The following is a 17,946-nucleotide window of genomic DNA, read 5'->3' as shown; positions in this document are numbered from 1 at the left end:
GGAAAAGAAGTAAAAATACTGACCTCAATGACAGATAATATGGCTTACCCTAGTGCTGAAATTGTTGATTTATACACGCATCGTTGGGAAATAGAATTAGGCTATCGCGAAATGAAGCAGCATATGCTTGAAAGTCGTTTTACGTTACGTAGTAATCTACCTGAATTAATTCATCAAGAACTATGGGGTGTTTTACTCGCTTACAATTTAATTCGTTACAAAATGATATTGATGGCGAAATCCCTTAAGGGCGTTTTTGCGAACCAATTAAGTTTTAGAGATGCTTCTTCTCATATCATCCATACACTGACGATGATGCCGATATATGCCCCTGGTAATGTACCGAAGATAGTGATTGATATAGAAAGAAATGCAGCGCAATTTAAGTTAGAGGGAAGGCGAGAACGAAGTTATCCGAGGTGTTTAAAATCATCTAAAAATAGATATCCAGTAGCTAAAAGCAAATATGCCGTTCACCTTAAGTGAACGGCATTAACAAGTAAGGCTCGTTTTTTATTTATAAGCCTTTATTTTCTTTTTGTTGCGTTGCAGTGTTAATGACTTTTCTTTAAGTTGCTTAGTACATTGGTCCGCTCTGTTTTGTAATTCTTTTACCATTACCTTTAAACGTTTTAATGACTCAATGACGGTTAATAACTCCTCTTCTGAATAGCTATTAAGACAATCTTTAACTTGATCTCCGAAAAGATTTTGTTGTTGTAAAAAATCGGCATACTCTTCTTCATCAAGTAGTTGATTCAGCTTTTTATTAAATTCGAATAAAATATCGATTTTAGCTTGGATATTAGTCATTGTTACCTCCGCTAACTAGATTTATTAGCGATATTATCTCTAAATGAAGGTACCGTTAACGATTGTACTGCTGACGTATCTCTTGTGGAATGCCATCCCAACCTGATTTGATTTCTGTTATCAGTTTAAGCACTTCAGTTAAAGGCTCTGCATTGTTTTTACGTGTCGCTTGGTTTACTTGGCGTATCATATAAGCGTATAAGTCATAAAGGTTCGTTGATATCTCCCCCCCTTTTTTCATATCTAAACTGTTTTGTAGTTCCCCAATTAATCCGATAACTTTGGTTAACATTTTATTTCTATTTTCTATATCTTTACGCTCAATTGCCCCTTTAGCTCCTGCTAAGTTTCCTTGTATATGCTGCATTATTAAAGAAATAAGGGTGTGTGGATCTGCTTGTTCGATATTATTTAGGTTTGAGTTCTGATATTTTTGGACCGAGCCACGCATAGTACTTTCCTTGCAAAGTTTAATTTATTATTAACAGCATGCTTTTACTTTTTATAAATGCACTTTTATTTGTTGTCACTTTTTTATTATTGATGGTGCTTTTTATTACACCTTACTTTGTATAACTTCATCGTCAGATTTATGACTGTGTTAGTCAGTATCTTAGTGATTAAGCAATATTTGAGCCTACTATTTTTATCGGTTATTTCACCTATTACTTTAGAAGTATTTTGTTAAATGGTAACATTAAAGTGCCATTTAATAGTCATTGTCATATTTTTGACGATTTTTAATACAAATAAAAAAAAATACTCTACACTAAAGTTAGTTTAATTTTTATGGATATTGATTATGCAGCAAAGACCGCCCATTTATTTAGTGGATACAACTACGCAACAAGCTGAGATACTACAAACTGTTTTACACTTTGTAGGTGAGTCTTATCTAACTGTTAATGTTGATGATCTAGGTAAGCACGTAAATCAATTATCCCCTTCAGCTGTGATTTATAGTAACCAAGATAATAATCTTTCTTCAATTGTTACCAACTTCCCGAAGGTGCCATTTATTAGTTTAGCTGGAGAAGTCGACAATAATTATAGTAACCATATTGGCGTGCTTAATTTACCTATTGTTTATTCAGAGTTAACGCAGCTATTGCATTATTGCCAAACTTTTCAAATGCCTAATCATCAATTAAATAAAGCCAATAAATATTTGATCTCCTCTTTAGTCGGCAAAGGGTTACGTATCCAAGAAATTCGCTATTTAGTGGAGCAAGTTGCAGAAAGTAACGCGAATGTTTTAGTGTTAGGTGAATCAGGCACAGGTAAAGAGGTTGTTGCTCGTGCTATTCATGAAGTCTCCAATCGTAATAAAGGGCCTTTCGTTCCTGTTAACTGTGGTGCCATTCCTGCGGAATTACTAGAGAGTGAATTATTCGGTCATGAGAAAGGGGCTTTTACAGGTGCATTTACTGCTCGTAAAGGGCGTTTTGAGCTGGCCGAAGGTGGCACTTTATTTCTAGATGAAATTGGTGACATGCCAATGCCAATGCAAGTTAAATTATTACGAGTATTACAAGAAAGAACCTTTGAACGTGTTGGCGGCACTAAATCATTACAAGCAGATGTACGTATTATTGCTGCGACACATCGACATTTGGAAGATATGATCATCGCCGGAACATTCCGAGAAGACTTATTCTACCGTTTAAATGTATTCCCAATCGAAAAACCTGCATTACGAGATCGCCAAGAAGATATTCCACTGCTTTTACAAGAATTATTATCTCGCTTAGAAGTCGAACACAAAGCAACACTGCGTTTTACTCAGCGTGCGTTAGAGTCATTAATGCAACATAGTTGGCCTGGTAATATACGTGAATTATCTAATTTATTAGAGCGCTTGTTGATATTACATAGTAATAAAATCATCGATATTAATGAGTTACCTGTTAAATATCGTTATCTTGATGAGCAAGGTGAAATGGTTGACCATATTCAATATAACCCAGAAGAAGAAGCGCTACTTGAACGTGATGCTTTATCGGGTATGTTTGGAGATGCTCCGATTTTATCTGATGAAAGTGATGAAGAGTCGCAAGGATTTTTAGGTCATTTACCTGCCGAAGGGATGAATTTGAAAAATAAATTGGTTGAGTTTGAAATGGAAATGATTCGCCAAGCAATTGATTCACAAGATGGTGTTGTCTCACATGCAGCTGAATTATTATCCATGCGCCGTACGACGTTAGTTGAAAAAATGAAAAAATATGGGTTAAATAAAGAAGGCTAGCTTACCTATCTTCATGTCTAAAAATATACTTGAAAGCCGTGTTATTTTAACCTATGACACGGCTTTTTTCTGTCATTTTTATGGCAGATCACTTTTATCTTACTGTTAAGTAATGATATTTTTTGATTGGCATAATAAGTGCTTAGTAGTGATATCTATACTCATTTTTAGGTGTTGCTATGACAATCCATCAATCAACGAACAATCCATCATTAGAAACAGAAAGCTATGTCGGTGAGCTTGAGCAATTGCGTGCACAAGCTAATTACATGGGGCAATTGTATAATGAATTACCTTCTGGGCTTATTGTTATTGATGGAAATGGCATCGTTGGGCAAGCAAACCGTGTTGCCGTGCAATTATTAGGTGAGCCGCTAGAAAATATGCGTTGGAGCGATATCATTAAACGCTCATTTAGTCCTAAAAATGATGATGGCCATGAAATATCATTAAAAAATGGTCGTCGTATTCAATTGTCAATTTCTTCATTAAAAGGCCAACCAGGCCAGCTTATTCTATTAACGGACTTAACGCATACTCGTCAACTACAAGAACATGTGGCCACCTTAAAGCGTTTATCTTCTCTAGGCAAAATGGTGGCATCACTCGCTCACCAAATTCGTACTCCATTATCTGCTGCTATGTTATATGGTGCTAATTTAGCCAATAAAACGCTTAATGAAAGTTCTCGTCTTCGTTTTCAAGGTAAGTTAATGAATCGTTTGCAGGATTTAGAAACGCAGGTAAATGACATGTTGTTATTTGCACGCAGCGGAGAACAAAAAATAGTAGAAGAAGTCTCTGTCGCGACATTGTTAGAAGAAGTACAAGATGCAAGTGATGCAATGATCAGTCATGTTGAAGGTAACTTACAATGTAAATTGCCTAATCCAGATTTATTTATCTTAGCCAATAAAAACGCGCTAACCAGTGCAATGACTAACCTCATTTCTAATGCGGTTGAAGCAACTGGGAAAGGAGCTCAACTTTATATTAGTGCAGTACAAAGAGGTGAAGATAAGTTAGAGATATCGGTAATGGATAATGGTCCAGGTATTGAAAAACAACGCTTAGCAAAAGTAATGGAAGCTTTTTATACCACAAAGGCGCAAGGCACAGGTCTGGGATTAGCAGTGGTACAAGGAGTCGTTCAGTCACATAAAGGCAATGTTGAAGTAAAGTCTGAAGTGGGTAAAGGTAGTTGCTTTACACTCGTATTACCATTGCATCGTATTGGCGAATCTAAGCAATTTAATACTCAACTCAATAAAGTAATAGGGGCTTAGTATGTTAAATGCGAAGGCACAGGGTAAATTATTAGTTGTTGAAGATGATGCGGGTTTACGTGAAGCATTAATTGATACTTTATTATTAGCTGGGTATGACTGCCAAGAAGTCGACAGTGCTGAGTCGGCATTGGTTGAACTTAATCATGCCGCGCTCAACAAGTCACAATACGATTTAGTGATTAGCGATATACAAATGGGGGGGATGAATGGCTTAGCGTTATTAAAAAACATTAAAAATAAATATCCCGACACCCCTGTATTGCTTATGACGGCTTATGCCACTATCGATGATGCAGTAAAAGCAATACGTGATGGAGCGATTGATTATCTTGCCAAGCCTTTTTCACCTGAAGTGTTATTAAATCAAGTTAGCCGCTATGCACCTGTCTATAAAGTCTTGTCACAAACACCGGTTTTTGGCGATTCGAGTACAGCTGCACTATTTAAAGTGGCAGATAAAGTCGCTGTCACTGATGCTTCCGTGATGATTACTGGTCCGAGTGGTTCTGGAAAAGAAGTTTTATCTCGATACATACATGATAAATCGACACGACATGATCAAGCGTTTGTCGCGATTAATTGTGGTGCCATCCCAGATACTATGCTCGAATCTACTTTATTCGGTTATGAAAAAGGTGCATTTACTGGTGCGATTCAGGCGTGCCCTGGTAAATTTGAGCAGGCACAAAACGGCACTATTTTATTAGATGAAATTACAGAAATGCCATTAGAGTTGCAGGTGAAATTATTACGGGTTTTACAAGAAAAAGAAGTAGAGCGTTTAGGCTCTCGTAAAACAATTAAATTAAATGTGCGAGTCTTAGCAACAAGTAATCGAGATCTAAAAAAAGCAGTAGAAGCAGGCACTTTTCGTGAGGATTTATATTATCGTCTGAATGTGTTCCCACTACAGTGGTTACCATTACAACAACGTAAAGGGGATATTCTTCCACTAGCTGAATATTTACTTGCGCATCATGCCTCTGAACAATCATCGCCTATCCCTGTATTATCTGAGCAAGCGAAACAGTGCCTTGCTAGTTATGCTTGGCCTGGTAATGTGCGTGAGCTTGATAATGTTATGCAACGTGCATTAATTTTATCAAGTCATCAGGTCATTGATTGCGATGCGCTTATTTTAGAAGATCAACAGTTTGAACATATTTTGCAATCAGTGAGTGATCAAGGTTGTTTTGAGAAAGGATCTGAGAGTAATAGCGCTATTCAAAGTTCGATAGCAAATGGTACCAATGAAACCTTTCTTACTGAGACTAAACATACAGTTGACGAAGTGACAGAGATTAAATCTAATGTAATAGATAACAACATTAGTGGCTCTACTGTCAACGTGACACAAGAAATTAAACCCATTGTCGAGGAAGCATTAGGTAAAGGGTTAAAACAGCAAGAACAAAAAATTATTTTAGATGCATTACAAACTTGTCGAGGTAAGCGTAAAGACGTCGCTGAATTATTGGGTATTAGCCCTCGGACCTTGCGTTATAAAATTGCACGAATGAAAGAGCAAGGTATTGCTTTACCTGCCTAAACCCTTTGATTTTGAAATAATAAATTATAAGTCCTACATTTTATGTTCGGCACTATGCATTGGCATTAAAGTTGTTACCTCTTCGACGTTTATCGTTGTCGATATTTTTATTTTATTTCTTATCATAAATAGTTATAAATATTAAGCTTGTAAATAATAATTGTTATCATTACAATGCTTGCTCTTAATAATTATGGTTATTTAAAGGAATAATATATGTCTATTAAAAAGGGTTTAACGGTTTTACTTGCTGGTGCATCAGTACTAACAAGTTCAATGTCTTTTGCTGCAGAAGAAGTGAATGTTTATTCATATCGCCAACCGTTTTTAATTGAACCAATGATGAAAGAGTTCACTGCTGAAACGGGCATCAAAGTAAATATTTTATTTGCTAAAAAAGGTTTAATCGAACGTATTAAACGTGAAGGCAACTTATCTAAAGCTGACCTTATGCTAACATCTGACTTCAGCCGTTTAGCTTTATTTACTGAAGATGGCTTAGCGCAACCAGTTGAAAGTGAAGTGCTAGATAAAAATATCCCTAGTAAATTCCACGGTGCTAGCAAAGAGTGGTTTGCATTAACTAGCCGAGCTCGTAGCATCTATTCTTCAGTTGAACGTGTTGGTCCTACACCAAATATTACTTACCAAGATTTAGCTACGCCAGCTTTTAAAGGCAAGGTATGTATGCGTTCTGGTAAACATCCTTACAATATTTCACTATTAGCCTCTATCATTGCTCACGAAGGCGAAGCTAATGCAAAAACATGGCTAGAAGGTTTAAAAGCTAATTTAGCACGTAAACCACAAGGTAATGATCGTGCTCAAGTAAAAGCGGTTAAAGAAGGATTATGTGATTACGCATTAACTAACAGCTACTACTTAGGTAAAATGTTAAACGATCCTAAACAAGTTTCTTGGGCTGAAGCGGTTCACATCAACTTCCCGAACCAAGCAACAACGGGTACACACGTAAACGTAAGTGGTGTTTCTTTAGCTAAATACTCTCCTAATAAAGAGAATGCGATCAAACTGATGGAATTTTTATCTGGTGACGTAGCACAAGGAATGTACGCTGAAATTAACTATGAATATCCTGTTAAAGAAGATGTTAAACCGTCTAAATTAGTGGCATCTTGGGGCGAGTTTAAGCAAGACAATATCAAATTATCTGATATTGCTGCGCAGCATAAAGCAGCTATTAAGTTAATGGATGAAGTGAAATTTGATCTCTAAGTCTTCAAACTTATACAAGTTACTGCCTTGGGGAGTAACTTGTATTTTATTATGTCCAATAATTGCTATTTTCTTAAGTGCTTTTGTCATCGATGAAAGTGGCAGTTTTTCACACCTTGTTGATACCGTTTTATTCACCTACATTAGCAATTCCATTCTGGTTATTTTATCCGTTGTTCTTTTGAGTATTATATTCGCCATGCCCAGTGCTTGGTTTGTCGCTTGTTGTGATTTCCCCTCACGTAAAAAACTACAATGGGCATTAATGCTGCCTCTGGCTATGCCGCCTTATATTATTGCTATCGTTTATACAGATTTATTAGATTTCACCGGGCCTGTACAACTTGCTTTGCGAAGGCTGTTTAGTTGGCAGTCTATTGATGATTATTACTTTCCTGATATCCGCACCATTTTTGGTGCTTCCGTCATTTTAGCGCTATCACTTTTTCCTTATTTATACCTGTTATTACGCAGTGCTTTTTTAACCCAGTCAGCAGGGTTATTTCAAGCTGCAAGAACCCTTGGCCTTTCTCCATTACAAGCATTTTGGCGAGTCAGTATTCCTTTATCTCGTTCTGCTATGGCTGTGGGTATTTCATTGATTGCGATGGAGACCTTAGGCGACTTTGCTACGGTTAATTATTTTGCAGTGCATACCCTGACGACTGCAATCTATGATACTTGGTTAGAACTAGGCAGTTTGACGACCGCCGCTAAAATATCGTCAATGATGCTATTAGCGATCGTCATTCTTATTTCATTGGAAAACTATAGCCGTCGTAAACAGCAAGTTTATCAGCGTAATAATAACGGTAATGTAGATCTTCGTTTTGTATTAACAGGATGGAAGAAGTGGGGCGTATTAGCCTTTACTTGGTCTCTGGTCAGCCTGTCATTATTTATTCCGATTGTGACTTTAATGTATTACGCTGCTCATTATTTTGCAGAGTCATTAAATGATGACTTAATTAATTATACGATGAACAGTTTATGGTTAGCATTCTTGGTGGCTATCTTAGCGCTAATAGTCGCGCTTATTGTTAACTTTTATCAACGTCTAAGCCCAGGTTTTGCTGCTAAATCAACGATACGTTTATCATCTCTTGGTTATGCTGTGCCTGGTACTGTTGTCGCTATTGGTGTGTTGATACCATTAACCAGTTTTGATTTGTTGTTGAATGACTTCTTATTAAGCTGGGATTTAACACCCGTTGGTTTAATACTGTCAGGCTCATTAGTTATTTTAGTACTAGGTTACCTAGTTCGCTTTAGTGCTATTGCTGTCGGTAGTGTTGACAGTAGTTTAGTACAGGTCTCCCCATCACTTGAACTTGCTTCTAGAACATTAGGTAATGGCCCTGTTAAAACCTTGTGGCGCGTGAATATTCCTTTAATTAAAAAGGGTATGCTAACCGCGTTCATTTTAGTGTTTATCGAAGCAATGAAGGAACTACCAGCTGCATTACTGCTACGCCCATTTAATTTTGAAACCTTAGCAACTTATGTTTATCAATTTGTTTCAGATGAAATGATAGAATATGCTGCGCTGCCTGCTTTGATGATTATCGCATTAGGCTTAATTCCATTTATTGTTGTGAATCGTTTGCTGGAGAAAAAGCGTTAATGAGTGCGTTAAATATTCAAAACCTAAGTTGTTCTTATCAAAAAACCGCCGTTTTAGAATCGTTAGACTTGACCTTGAATGATAATGAAATCGTGTGTTTATTAGGTGAAAGTGGGTGTGGTAAAACAACGTTGTTAAGGGCTGTTGCAGGATTACAAGCAGAGCTCACTGGTAAAATTAGTATTCGACAAAAGGTGTTGAATGATGAGAAAACCTATACGCCGCCAGAGCAAAGAAAAATAGGGCTTATCTTTCAAGATTACGCACTTTTCCCGCATTTAAATGTGTTTGATAATGTGGCTTTTTCACTGACTAATAAGCTATCTAAAGCTGAGAAACAGCAGCGTGTTGAAAGTGTTTTATCATTGGTTCAATTGAGTGAGTTAGCTAAACGTTTTCCACATCAATTATCAGGTGGTCAACAGCAGCGTATTGCCATTGCTCGTGCGCTCGCCTATCAGCCTGAATTAATGTTATTAGATGAACCTTTTTCTAATTTAGATCAGCATGTTCGTTTTCAACTTATCCATGAAATTCGTCAGTTATTTAAACAGCATCAAATGAGCGCGTTATTTGTGACACACTCTAAAGAAGAAGGCTTCGCTTTTGCTGATCGTATTGCCTTAATGCAAGCTGGTAAAATTGTGCAAATAGATACGGCACAAAAATTATATCGTCAGCCTAGCTCTGCTTATGTTGCTGACTTTATGGGGCAGTCAAATTATATTGATGTCACTGTTGCTGATAAATGTACTTACCAGAGTTGTTTTGGTTTGTTGACTAGTAATGATGTAATAGAAGAAAGCATTGGCAAGCAGTTGCGCTTATTATTGCGTCCTGAACATATCAATATCGTTCCAGACTTAGCGGGTTTAGGGATAGTTAAACAAGTCGATTTTCAAGGGGCATTGCAACAAATTACAGTTCAGTTTAATGAGCAATCTTTTATTATTAGGCACAGCAATCATTGCAATGATTGTTTGCAGTTTGAGGTGGGAGATAAAGTCACCTTAACTGTTTTAAATCATGATTTTGTTACTTTTGAGTCTTAAGCATTAATAATTTAATCGTTAATCGTTAATCGTTAATCGTTAATCGTTAATCGTTAATCATTAATCGTTAATCATTAAAAAGCCCGTTATGTGAAGAACATAACGGGCTTTTTTGTTATTTCAATTTTGTTATTTCAATATAGTTACTTAATTAAACGTTTGATTAAGTATGCAGTTAAGTACTTGGACTTAACTCGTACATCAAACTGGCTTTTAAGCTTTCTTCCTGCTCTTTCGTTAATGAGTCACCATCAGCAGTAGAGACGATAAACAAATCCTCTGCTCGCTCACCAATAGTGGATATCTTCGCGGTATCAAGCATTAAGCCATGATCGACAAAAACAGTACCAATATTTGCTAAAATACCAGGGGCATCAAAAGCAACCACTTCAATTTGCGTACGTTTACGGCGCGTCGGTAAAAACGTTATTTTAGGCTCAAACTTAAAAGGTCTTTTAACGCGCTCTAAGCGAATTAAGTTTGAATTAATAACATCAGGCTTTAACAATGTATCAACAATGGCTTCACGCAACCGCTGAATTTTATCACTATCAATATGTTCGCCATCTTCTTCTAATACCGTAAAGGTACTGAGTGAATAATTATCCCGACTTGAAAGGATTTTTGCATCATGAACACTAAGTTTTTTATTATCTATCTCAGTGACGACAGAAGAAAAAAGCGTTGGTACATCTTTACTGTAAACGAAGATCTCACTACCACCACGTGCATTTTTAGTACTGATCAATACTAGTGGTTTACTGTAATCCTCGTGCGCTAATAAATGTTGAGTATGCCAACAAATTTGCGCTGAGGTATAACGGAAAAAGTAATTTAAACGAAAGTATTTCCACAGGGGTTTTACTTGTTCTTCGCTAATGCCTAAGCCCGCTAGAATACCCAATGCTTTAAGTTGGCGATCTCGAATGCGATCACGAATATCAGGTGGATTTTCTAAGCCGCGTCGTAACATAGTGAGCGTTTTATAATATAAATCTCGTAGAAGAGAGGCTTTCCAACTATTCCAAGTATCTTCATTGGTAGCACAAATATCAGCAACAGTTAGGCAGTATAATAAATTAAGGTGCTTTTCATCTCTGACTGTTTTTGCAAACGCAATGATCACATTTGGATCGCTAATATCTCGGCGTTGTGCGGTTACTGACATGGTTAAATGATGCTCAACTAACCAAGCAACTACTTTACTTTCATGTCGTGTTAAACCATGTAACCCACAAAAAGCTAAGGCATCTACGGCACCTAATGTTGAGTGATCGCCTTGTTGCCCTTTTGCTATGTCATGAAATATTGTCGCTAAAAATAATAATTCTGGTTTTTCTAATGAACCATAGATTTCATGAGCTAAAGGATGATCACCTTTACTGTTTGGATAGTTGTAAATAAATTTAGCAAGCTTATGGGTATGAGCATCAACGGTATAAGCATGGAACAAATCAAACTGCATTTGTCCAACGATACGGCTCCACTGCGGAATGTAAGCGGCTAACACACCATATTCATACATTAATGTAAAAGGGAGGCCCATGCCGCGAGGGTGCTTAATAATTTCCATAAAAATAGTGCGGCACTCTGGAATGTTTTGTAGCCAGTGTGTTAAACAGCGTCTTGCTTCTCGAAGCTCACGTAAGGTACTCGAGTAAATGCCTTTAATACGTTTATCATCAGCGATATGTACAAATAATTGTAAAATAGATTCTGGGTTATCTTGGAAATGACCTGAAGAGGTTAATTCTATTTTATTGCCGCGAATTCTAAAGTGTTCGTCTATATCGTGAAACTCTGTGGCCACATTGCCCAAAATAGCTTCATCAAAATATTGTAATAACATTTCATTGAGCTCTTTGACGCGACGAATAGTTTGATAGAACATTTTCATCATCTGTTCTACGGCTTCATTGCGCTGACCGGTATACCCTAATAACTTGGCAACATCACTTTGAAAATCAAAAAGTAAGCGGTTATCAGGACGGTTTGTCACTGTATGAAGGGCAAATCGAATTGTCCATAATTGCGACTGGCAGTCACTTATTTCATGGTATTCACCCTGAGTAATGTAACCGTATGACGTTAATTCTAAAAGGCTATGAGCATCAAAGTGGCGTTTTGAAACCCATGCAATAGTTTGTATGTCACGTAGTCCGCCACAGCCATTTTTAATATCAGGTTCTAGATTGTAGCCATCGCCTCGGCAATTTTTATGGCGTCCAAATTGCTCTTCTTTTTTAACCGTAAAAAACTGAGCTGACGGCCAGAAGTCACTTTCACCAATAACGCTTTGTAATTTTTCAAAGGTTTTTTCATTACCTTTAATTAAGCGTGATTCGATCATGCTGGTTGCGATAGTAATATCTGCTTTACCTTGTTCTATGCAGTCACTTATTGTGCGAACACTATTACCAACATCGAGTTTTAAATCCCACAGTAGGGTGATCAGTTGTCCTATTTTATCTTCAGATTCTTTACTAAAACCATGATCTGATAAAATTAATAAGTCGATATCAGACTTCGGATGTAATTCACCTCGTCCGTATCCACCAACTGCAAGTAGACTTAAATCAAAGCTTTCATTTAACCCAACTAAATCCCATAAACGGCTTAATAATTCGTCAACATAAAGTGCACGCATTGATACAATTTCATTAATGTGCTTTTTAGCTTTGAATTGTTCAAGTTGCCAGTCTGAAAATTGTTGTAGGTGTTGTTTGATAAAAGAAATGGTGAGATCTTGTTGCTGAATATGTAGCGGGGAATAGTGTTCAAAGTCCATTTAAAGCCTCAATGTTGAAGCCTGCATTACTTATGCTAAAAAATTATGCTAAGAAAGCAGGCTTAATTCATATTTATTCTGGGTTAATGATTCGCTCAATTGTTTCTTCTGGGCGCAGTGTCAAAATCTCAACACCTGTTTCAGTCACTAACAATGTATGTTCCCATTGCGCAGATAATTTTTTATCTTTAGTCACAACAGTCCATTCATCTTTTAATACTTTACAATCACGTTTACCCGCATTAAGCATTGGTTCAATAGTAAAACACTGACCAGCTTTTAATACTTCACCAGTGCCTTTCTTACCGTAATGTAATACTTGTGGTTCTTCGTGGAATCCTGCACCAATACCGTGTCCACAATATTCACGTACGATTGAATAGTTGTGATTTTCTGCGTGTTTTTGGATAGCAGCACCGATATCGCCTAAACGAGCACCAGGCTTAACCATTTTAATACCGATGTATAAACATTCTTGTGTTACGCGCGCTAAACGATCTGCCAAGATAGAGGGTTTTCCAACCATAAACATTTTAGATGTGTCACCGTGGTAGCCATCTTTAATAACGGTGATATCTATATTTAATACATCACCTTCTTTTAAAGGCTTATCGTTGGGAATACCATGGCATACCACATAGTTTAATGAGGTACAGATAGATTTAGGAAATCCGTGGTAGTTCAATGGAGCTGGAATCCCTCCTTGCTCATTAACGATAAAATCATGGCATAGCTGATTTAGTTCGTTAGTGGTTACACCTTTTTTAACATAAGGTTCAATCATGGTTAATACATCTGCAGCTTGTTGGCCAGCAATACGCATTTTTTCTATTTCTTGAGCAGTTTTAATTAGTCCAGACATGTGATATCTCTATACTTTGAATAAAATGTTTATACCGTAATTATAAAGAGTTTTAGCCTTCGGTGCTAGATAAAATAATACTAACAAACCCTCACAACCAGCGAGTATTTTAAGTAAAGAAAAGACGTTTAAAAATATGCTAATTAACACACTATTTATTGAGATAATCGGTTGGCTGTGGTATAAAGCGCTCCGAGATTGATAGATTAATTTTTTAGTCGCTTTCTTAAATAATCAGGATAATCCATTCTTCACATGTAATGTGTTGAATATAAAGGATTATTACTTAAATAACACACACGCATCGACACGTCACTCGGGGTGCCTTTTTCTGTTTAAGAAATTAATGGTCGAGTGTATGGGATGTGTGGAGGCCTAACCCCCTAAAAGGAAATTCAAATGGCAACAGTATCAATGCGCGATATGCTACAAGCAGGCGTTCACTTCGGTCACCAAACTCGTTACTGGAACCCAAAAATGAAACCATTCATTTTTGGTGCTCGTAATAAAGTTCATATCATCAACCTTGAAAAAACAGTTCCTATGTTTAACCAAGCGCTTAACTTCCTAGAAGCTAAAGCATCTAAAAAAGGTAAAGTCCTTTTTGTTGGTACTAAACGTGCAGCTTCAGAAGCTGTTAAAGAAGCTGCAATCGCATGTGACCAATTCTACGTTGATCACCGCTGGTTAGGTGGTATGTTGACTAACTGGAAAACAGTTCGTCAATCAATCAAGCGTTTGAAAGATCTTGAAGTTCAAAGCCAAGACGGTACTTTTGACAAGTTAACTAAGAAAGAAGCGCTTATGCGTACTCGTGAATTAGAGAAACTTGAAAAAACACTTGGTGGTATCAAAAACATGGGCGGTATCCCAGATGTAATCTTCGTAATCGATGCTGATCACGAGCACATTGCAATTAAAGAAGCGAATAACCTAGGAATTCCTGTTATCGCTGTTGTAGATACTAACTCTTGTCCTGATAACATCGATTACATCGTACCTGGTAATGATGATGCTATCCGTGCAGTTAAGCTTTACTTAAATGCAGCTGCTGAAGCTGTTAAAGAAGGCCGTACTGCAGAAGTAGTAGTAGCTGAAGGCTTCGTTGAAGAAGAAACAGCTGAAAAATAAGTTCTTCTAATAATAGAAGCTCTTATTAACCAATCATTGGTTGGTTATCAGGGGTCTATATGGCCCCTTTTTTTATAGAATTAAAATAGGAAATCAAACAATGGCTATTACAGCTCAGCAAGTTAAAGAACTTCGTGACCGCACAGCTGCGGGTATGATGGATTGTAAAAAAGCATTAGTTGAAGCAGATGGCGACATCGAGCTTGCAATTGAAAACATGCGTAAATCAGGTGCAATCAAAGCCGCTAAAAAAGCAGGCCGTATTGCTGCTGAAGGTGCAATTTTTGCAAAAACTAATGGTACTACAGCATTAATCATCGAAGTAAACTGTGAAACAGACTTCGTTGCTATGGATAAAAGCTTCTTAGCATTTGCTGAAAAAGTAGCTGATATCGCACTTGCAAACAAAATTGATACTGTTGAAGCACTTAGCTCACAAGCTTACGACGAAACAACTGTTGAAGAAGCGCGTGAACTTTTAGTTGCTAAAATTGGCGAAAACATTTCTGTACGTCGTTTACAAATCGTTGAAGGTGAAAACCTAGGCGCTTACGTACATGGCCGTAAAATCGGTGTTATCTCTGTGTTAACTGGCGGTGACGCTGACCTAGCTAAAGATATCGCAATGCATGTTGCTGCTGCATCTCCTCAGTTTGTTAAACCTGAAGATGTACCTGCAGACGTAGTTGCTAAAGAAAAAGAAATTCAATTACAAATTGCAATCGAAAGCGGTAAGCCAGCTGAGATAGCAGAGAAGATGGTTAATGGTCGTATGGCTAAATTTACTGGTGAAGTAAGTTTAACTGGTCAATCTTTCATTAAAGATCCATCAATGACTGTTGCTAAACTTCTTAAAGGTGCGAATGCAGACGTTGTCTCTTTCATCCGTTTAGAAGTTGGTGAAGGTATTGAAAAGAAAACTGAAGATTTTGCTGCTGAAGTTGCTGCTACAATGGCCGCTGCTAAGTAATTTTATTCAGGTGCAATAGGTGATGTTTTTTAGCATTGAACCGTTGTAAATAAGAACCGCGGCATAGCTGCGGTTCTTTTATATTAAAAAGTAAGATAATTTGCCTGTTTAATGGCCAGTTTAAGACCTATTTTTTAAATTTATTTTTATAATTTTTTTAAAAAATCGGTATTATTTCAACTTAAGGAATGAAATTATGAGCACTAACCCTAAATCTGCTTATCGTCGTATTTTATTGAAATTGAGTGGCGAAGCACTCGTTGGTGAAGAAGGGTTCGGTATTGATCCTAAAGTATTGGATCGTATGGCATTAGAGATTAAATCTTTAATCGAATCTGGTGTGCAAGTTGGTTTAGTTATTGGTGGTGGTAATATATTCCGTGGTGCAGGTCTAGCACAAGCTGGTATGAACCGTGTTGTTGGTGATCACATGGGCATGTTAGCAACAGTGATGAATGGATTGGCAATGCGTGATGCATTACATCGTTCACATGTAAATTCTCGTTTAATGTCAGCTATTCCATTGAATGGTGTTTGTGATGATTATAACTGGGCTGAAGCTATTAAATATTTGAAACTAGGTACGGTTGTTATTTTTGCCGCTGGTACAGGTAATCCATTTTTTACAACTGACTCTGCTGCTTGTTTACGCGGTATTGAGATTGAAGCGGATGCGGTATTGAAAGGGACAAAAGTAGATGGTGTTTACGATGCAGACCCAGTTAAAAACCCAGATGCTAAATTATACAGTGTTTTAGACTACCAAACCGTTTTAGAAAAAGAATTACAAGTAATGGACTTAGCTGCCTTTACGTTAGCAAGAGACCACAGTTTACCTATTCGTGTGTTTAACATGAATAAACCTGGTGCATTAAGCCGTGTAGTATTAGGTGGTGACGAAGGTACAACGATCACTCATGCTGCAGAAAATATTTAATTAAAATAAGTAACTATTAACAATTCTTGTTGCCAAAATGAGTAACAAAGTCTGATAATGACCAATAAGTTAGGAAAGTAGATATGATTAACGAAATCAAAGATGACGCACAAACTCGTATGAATAAAAGTATCGAGTCATTTAAGAGCCAATTAGCGAAAGTACGTACTGGCCGTGCTCACCCAAGTTTACTTGATGGCATTATGGTGCCATATTACGGTTCTAATACACCATTACGTCAAGTAGGTAACGTATCTACTGAAGATGCTCGTACATTAACGATTACTGTATTTGATGCAACATTAATCGCAGCGGTAGAAAAAGCAATCATGGGCTCTAACTTAGGTTTAAACCCGATGTCTGCTGGTACTGTTATTCGAATTCCTTTACCACCATTAACAGAAGAGCGTCGTAAAGACTTGATCAAAGTTGTTCGTGGTGAAGCAGAAAACACGCGTGTTGCTATCCGTAATATTCGTCGTGATGCCAATGGTGATTTTAAAGATCTAGAGAAAGAAAAAGAAATCAGTGAAGATCAGCAACGTCAAGGTGAAGAGTTAGTACAGAAAGTGACTAATGAAAGCATCAAGAAAGTAGACGAAGTATTAGCAGTGAAAGAAGCTGAATTGTTAGAAGTTTAGTTTTAGATCATATTTAATTAGTGCACCTTCTACTCGGTATTTGGTGCATTTTATTTTTTGTAAAGGATTACTGTGACGTCTAAAAATAATTTCCCTAAACATGTCGCTATCATTATGGATGGGAATGGCCGTTGGTCTGAAAGACAAGGAAAACACCGTATTTTTGGGCATAAACACGGTGTAAAAGCCCTGCGTAAAACAATTACTTTCGCAAGAGATAATGAACTTGAAGCATTGACTATTTTTGCTTTTAGCAGTGAAAATTGGAAACGTCCTGAACAAGAAGTCAGTATGTTAATGGAGTTGTTTTTTATTGTGTTAGGGCGCGAAATAAAAAAACTGCATAAAAGTAACATTAAGCTAAATATCATTGGTGATATATCTGGTTTTAGTGACCGATTACAAAAAAAAGTGCATGAAGGCCAAGAGCTAACAAAAAATAATACAGGGTTAGCATTAAATGTTGCTGCTAACTATGGTGGTCGTTGGGATATGACTAATGCGACTAGAAAAATCGCAACTCAGGTTCAAAGTGGCGAATTAAATATTGATGATATCGATGAAGAGTTAGTCGGTCAGACATTAACATTGGGTGACTTACCCGATGTTGATTTAATGATTCGTACTGGCGGTGATTATCGTATTAGTAATTTTTTATTGTGGCAGCTTGCTTATGCAGAAATGTATTTTACCGATGTATTATGGCCAGATTTTGATGGTGAAGCCTTCCAATTAGCATTAGATGTATTTTCAGGTAAAGAGCGACGTTTTGGACAAACTAGCGCACAAGTTAACTGCTAATTTTA

The 17,946-nt window shown here is 37.1% G+C and carries 16 protein-coding genes; 12 read left to right on the top strand and 4 right to left on the bottom strand.

The annotated features are described in order from the left end of the window. A partial coding sequence (locus Q0794_RS04680; protein ID WP_298940554.1) for a transposase occupies positions 1 to 486 on the top strand: 486 nt, incomplete at its 5' end. A 27-nt stretch (positions 487 to 513) separates the two neighbouring features. On the opposite strand, the gene Q0794_RS04675 is transcribed toward Q0794_RS04680, so the two are convergent. Both Q0794_RS04675 and fliS read right to left on the bottom strand, forming a co-directional pair. Beyond that, positions 514 to 813 (bottom strand): hypothetical protein, encoded by a 300-nt coding sequence (locus tag Q0794_RS04675; RefSeq protein ID WP_298940553.1) that lies wholly within the window; start codon positions 811 to 813, stop codon positions 514 to 516. Between the two features lie 55 nt (positions 814 to 868). Next, positions 869 to 1,264: a flagellar export chaperone FliS gene (fliS, locus tag Q0794_RS04670; protein ID WP_298940552.1), complete on the bottom strand. Its 396-nt coding sequence runs from the start codon at positions 1,262 to 1,264 to the stop codon at positions 869 to 871. A gap of 351 nt (positions 1,265 to 1,615) precedes the next feature. Here fliS and Q0794_RS04665 point away from each other — a divergent pair, with 351 nt between their 5' ends. The 6 genes from Q0794_RS04665 (at position 1,616) to Q0794_RS04640 (ending at position 9,811) form a co-directional block, all read left to right on the top strand. Further along, entirely contained in the window at positions 1,616 to 3,061 is a 1,446-nt protein-coding gene (locus Q0794_RS04665; protein ID WP_298940551.1) for a sigma-54-dependent Fis family transcriptional regulator, read from the top strand. A gap of 179 nt (positions 3,062 to 3,240) precedes the next feature. After that, the gene (locus Q0794_RS04660; protein WP_298940550.1) at positions 3,241 to 4,347 is read left to right on the top strand and encodes an ATP-binding protein; all 1,107 of its coding nucleotides are present in this window, start codon (positions 3,241 to 3,243) and stop codon (positions 4,345 to 4,347) included. A 1-nt stretch (position 4,348) separates the two neighbouring features. Then, positions 4,349 to 5,899: a sigma-54 dependent transcriptional regulator gene (locus Q0794_RS04655; RefSeq protein WP_298940549.1), complete on the top strand. Its 1,551-nt coding sequence runs from the start codon at positions 4,349 to 4,351 to the stop codon at positions 5,897 to 5,899. Positions 5,900 to 6,115: 216 nt separating this feature from the next. Further along, positions 6,116 to 7,135 carry a Fe(3+) ABC transporter substrate-binding protein gene (locus Q0794_RS04650; RefSeq protein ID WP_298940548.1) on the top strand — a complete coding sequence of 340 codons (1,020 nt, stop codon included), beginning with the start codon at positions 6,116 to 6,118 and terminating at the stop codon, positions 7,133 to 7,135. Further along, on the top strand, positions 7,125 to 8,759 hold the full coding sequence (locus Q0794_RS04645) for an iron ABC transporter permease (protein ID WP_298940547.1): 1,635 nt from the start codon (positions 7,125 to 7,127) through the stop codon (positions 8,757 to 8,759). Before Q0794_RS04650 ends, Q0794_RS04645 begins: the two co-directional genes overlap by 11 nt. After that, a complete protein-coding gene (locus Q0794_RS04640) occupies positions 8,759 to 9,811 on the top strand; it encodes an ABC transporter ATP-binding protein (RefSeq protein ID WP_298940546.1) in 1,053 nt (350 codons plus the stop codon). Before Q0794_RS04645 ends, Q0794_RS04640 begins: the two co-directional genes overlap by 1 nt. Before the next feature lie 175 nt (positions 9,812 to 9,986). Here the strand turns inward: Q0794_RS04640 and glnD are convergent, their stop codons facing one another. Further along, entirely contained in the window at positions 9,987 to 12,599 is a 2,613-nt protein-coding gene (gene glnD / locus Q0794_RS04635; RefSeq protein ID WP_298940545.1) for a [protein-PII] uridylyltransferase, read from the bottom strand. A 73-nt stretch (positions 12,600 to 12,672) separates the two neighbouring features. Next, positions 12,673 to 13,461 (bottom strand): type I methionyl aminopeptidase, encoded by a 789-nt coding sequence (gene map / locus Q0794_RS04630; protein WP_298940543.1) that lies wholly within the window; start codon positions 13,459 to 13,461, stop codon positions 12,673 to 12,675. 399 nt (positions 13,462 to 13,860) lie between these two features. Here map and rpsB point away from each other — a divergent pair, with 399 nt between their 5' ends. From rpsB to uppS, 5 genes are all read left to right on the top strand, one after another. After that, on the top strand, positions 13,861 to 14,592 hold the full coding sequence (gene rpsB, locus Q0794_RS04625) for a 30S ribosomal protein S2 (RefSeq protein ID WP_298940542.1): 732 nt from the start codon (positions 13,861 to 13,863) through the stop codon (positions 14,590 to 14,592). Between the two features lie 100 nt (positions 14,593 to 14,692). Further along, on the top strand, positions 14,693 to 15,562 hold the full coding sequence (tsf, locus tag Q0794_RS04620; protein WP_298940540.1) for a translation elongation factor Ts: 870 nt from the start codon (positions 14,693 to 14,695) through the stop codon (positions 15,560 to 15,562). A 196-nt stretch (positions 15,563 to 15,758) separates the two neighbouring features. Next, positions 15,759 to 16,499, top strand: coding sequence for a UMP kinase (pyrH, locus tag Q0794_RS04615; protein WP_025563188.1), 741 nt, complete (start codon positions 15,759 to 15,761; stop codon positions 16,497 to 16,499). 83 nt (positions 16,500 to 16,582) lie between these two features. After that, the gene (gene frr, locus Q0794_RS04610) at positions 16,583 to 17,140 is read left to right on the top strand and encodes a ribosome recycling factor (RefSeq protein WP_298940537.1); all 558 of its coding nucleotides are present in this window, start codon (positions 16,583 to 16,585) and stop codon (positions 17,138 to 17,140) included. Positions 17,141 to 17,206: 66 nt separating this feature from the next. Further along, the gene (gene uppS, locus Q0794_RS04605) at positions 17,207 to 17,941 is read left to right on the top strand and encodes a polyprenyl diphosphate synthase (protein WP_298940559.1); all 735 of its coding nucleotides are present in this window, start codon (positions 17,207 to 17,209) and stop codon (positions 17,939 to 17,941) included. Positions 17,942 to 17,946 lie beyond the last annotated feature (5 nt).

Origin of the sequence: uncultured Psychromonas sp. (genome assembly GCF_947489755.1) — a bacterium.
GTDB lineage: Bacteria > Pseudomonadota > Gammaproteobacteria > Enterobacterales > Psychromonadaceae > Psychromonas.
The sequence above is the reverse complement of the archived record's forward strand: the minus strand, read 5'-3'. Positions and strand labels throughout refer to the sequence as shown.

What these genes read in the sequence shown, in the direction of transcription:
- Q0794_RS04665 (WP_298940551.1), top strand. Translation starts at nt 1,616, where the DNA reads ATGCAGCAAAGACCGCCCATTTATTTAGTGGATACAACTACGCAACAA.
- pyrH (WP_025563188.1), top strand. Translation starts at nt 15,759, where the DNA reads ATGAGCACTAACCCTAAATCTGCTTATCGTCGTATTTTATTGAAATTG.
- Q0794_RS04660 (WP_298940550.1), top strand. Translation starts at nt 3,241, where the DNA reads ATGACAATCCATCAATCAACGAACAATCCATCATTAGAAACAGAAAGC.
- Q0794_RS04675 (WP_298940553.1), bottom strand. Translation starts at nt 813, where the DNA reads ATGACTAATATCCAAGCTAAAATCGATATTTTATTCGAATTTAATAAA.
- frr (WP_298940537.1), top strand. Translation starts at nt 16,583, where the DNA reads ATGATTAACGAAATCAAAGATGACGCACAAACTCGTATGAATAAAAGT.
- map (WP_298940543.1), bottom strand. Translation starts at nt 13,461, where the DNA reads ATGTCTGGACTAATTAAAACTGCTCAAGAAATAGAAAAAATGCGTATT.
- Q0794_RS04655 (WP_298940549.1), top strand. Translation starts at nt 4,349, where the DNA reads ATGTTAAATGCGAAGGCACAGGGTAAATTATTAGTTGTTGAAGATGAT.
- tsf (WP_298940540.1), top strand. Translation starts at nt 14,693, where the DNA reads ATGGCTATTACAGCTCAGCAAGTTAAAGAACTTCGTGACCGCACAGCT.
- Q0794_RS04650 (WP_298940548.1), top strand. Translation starts at nt 6,116, where the DNA reads ATGTCTATTAAAAAGGGTTTAACGGTTTTACTTGCTGGTGCATCAGTA.
- fliS (WP_298940552.1), bottom strand. Translation starts at nt 1,264, where the DNA reads ATGCGTGGCTCGGTCCAAAAATATCAGAACTCAAACCTAAATAATATC.
- rpsB (WP_298940542.1), top strand. Translation starts at nt 13,861, where the DNA reads ATGGCAACAGTATCAATGCGCGATATGCTACAAGCAGGCGTTCACTTC.
- glnD (WP_298940545.1), bottom strand. Translation starts at nt 12,599, where the DNA reads ATGGACTTTGAACACTATTCCCCGCTACATATTCAGCAACAAGATCTC.
- Q0794_RS04640 (WP_298940546.1), top strand. Translation starts at nt 8,759, where the DNA reads ATGAGTGCGTTAAATATTCAAAACCTAAGTTGTTCTTATCAAAAAACC.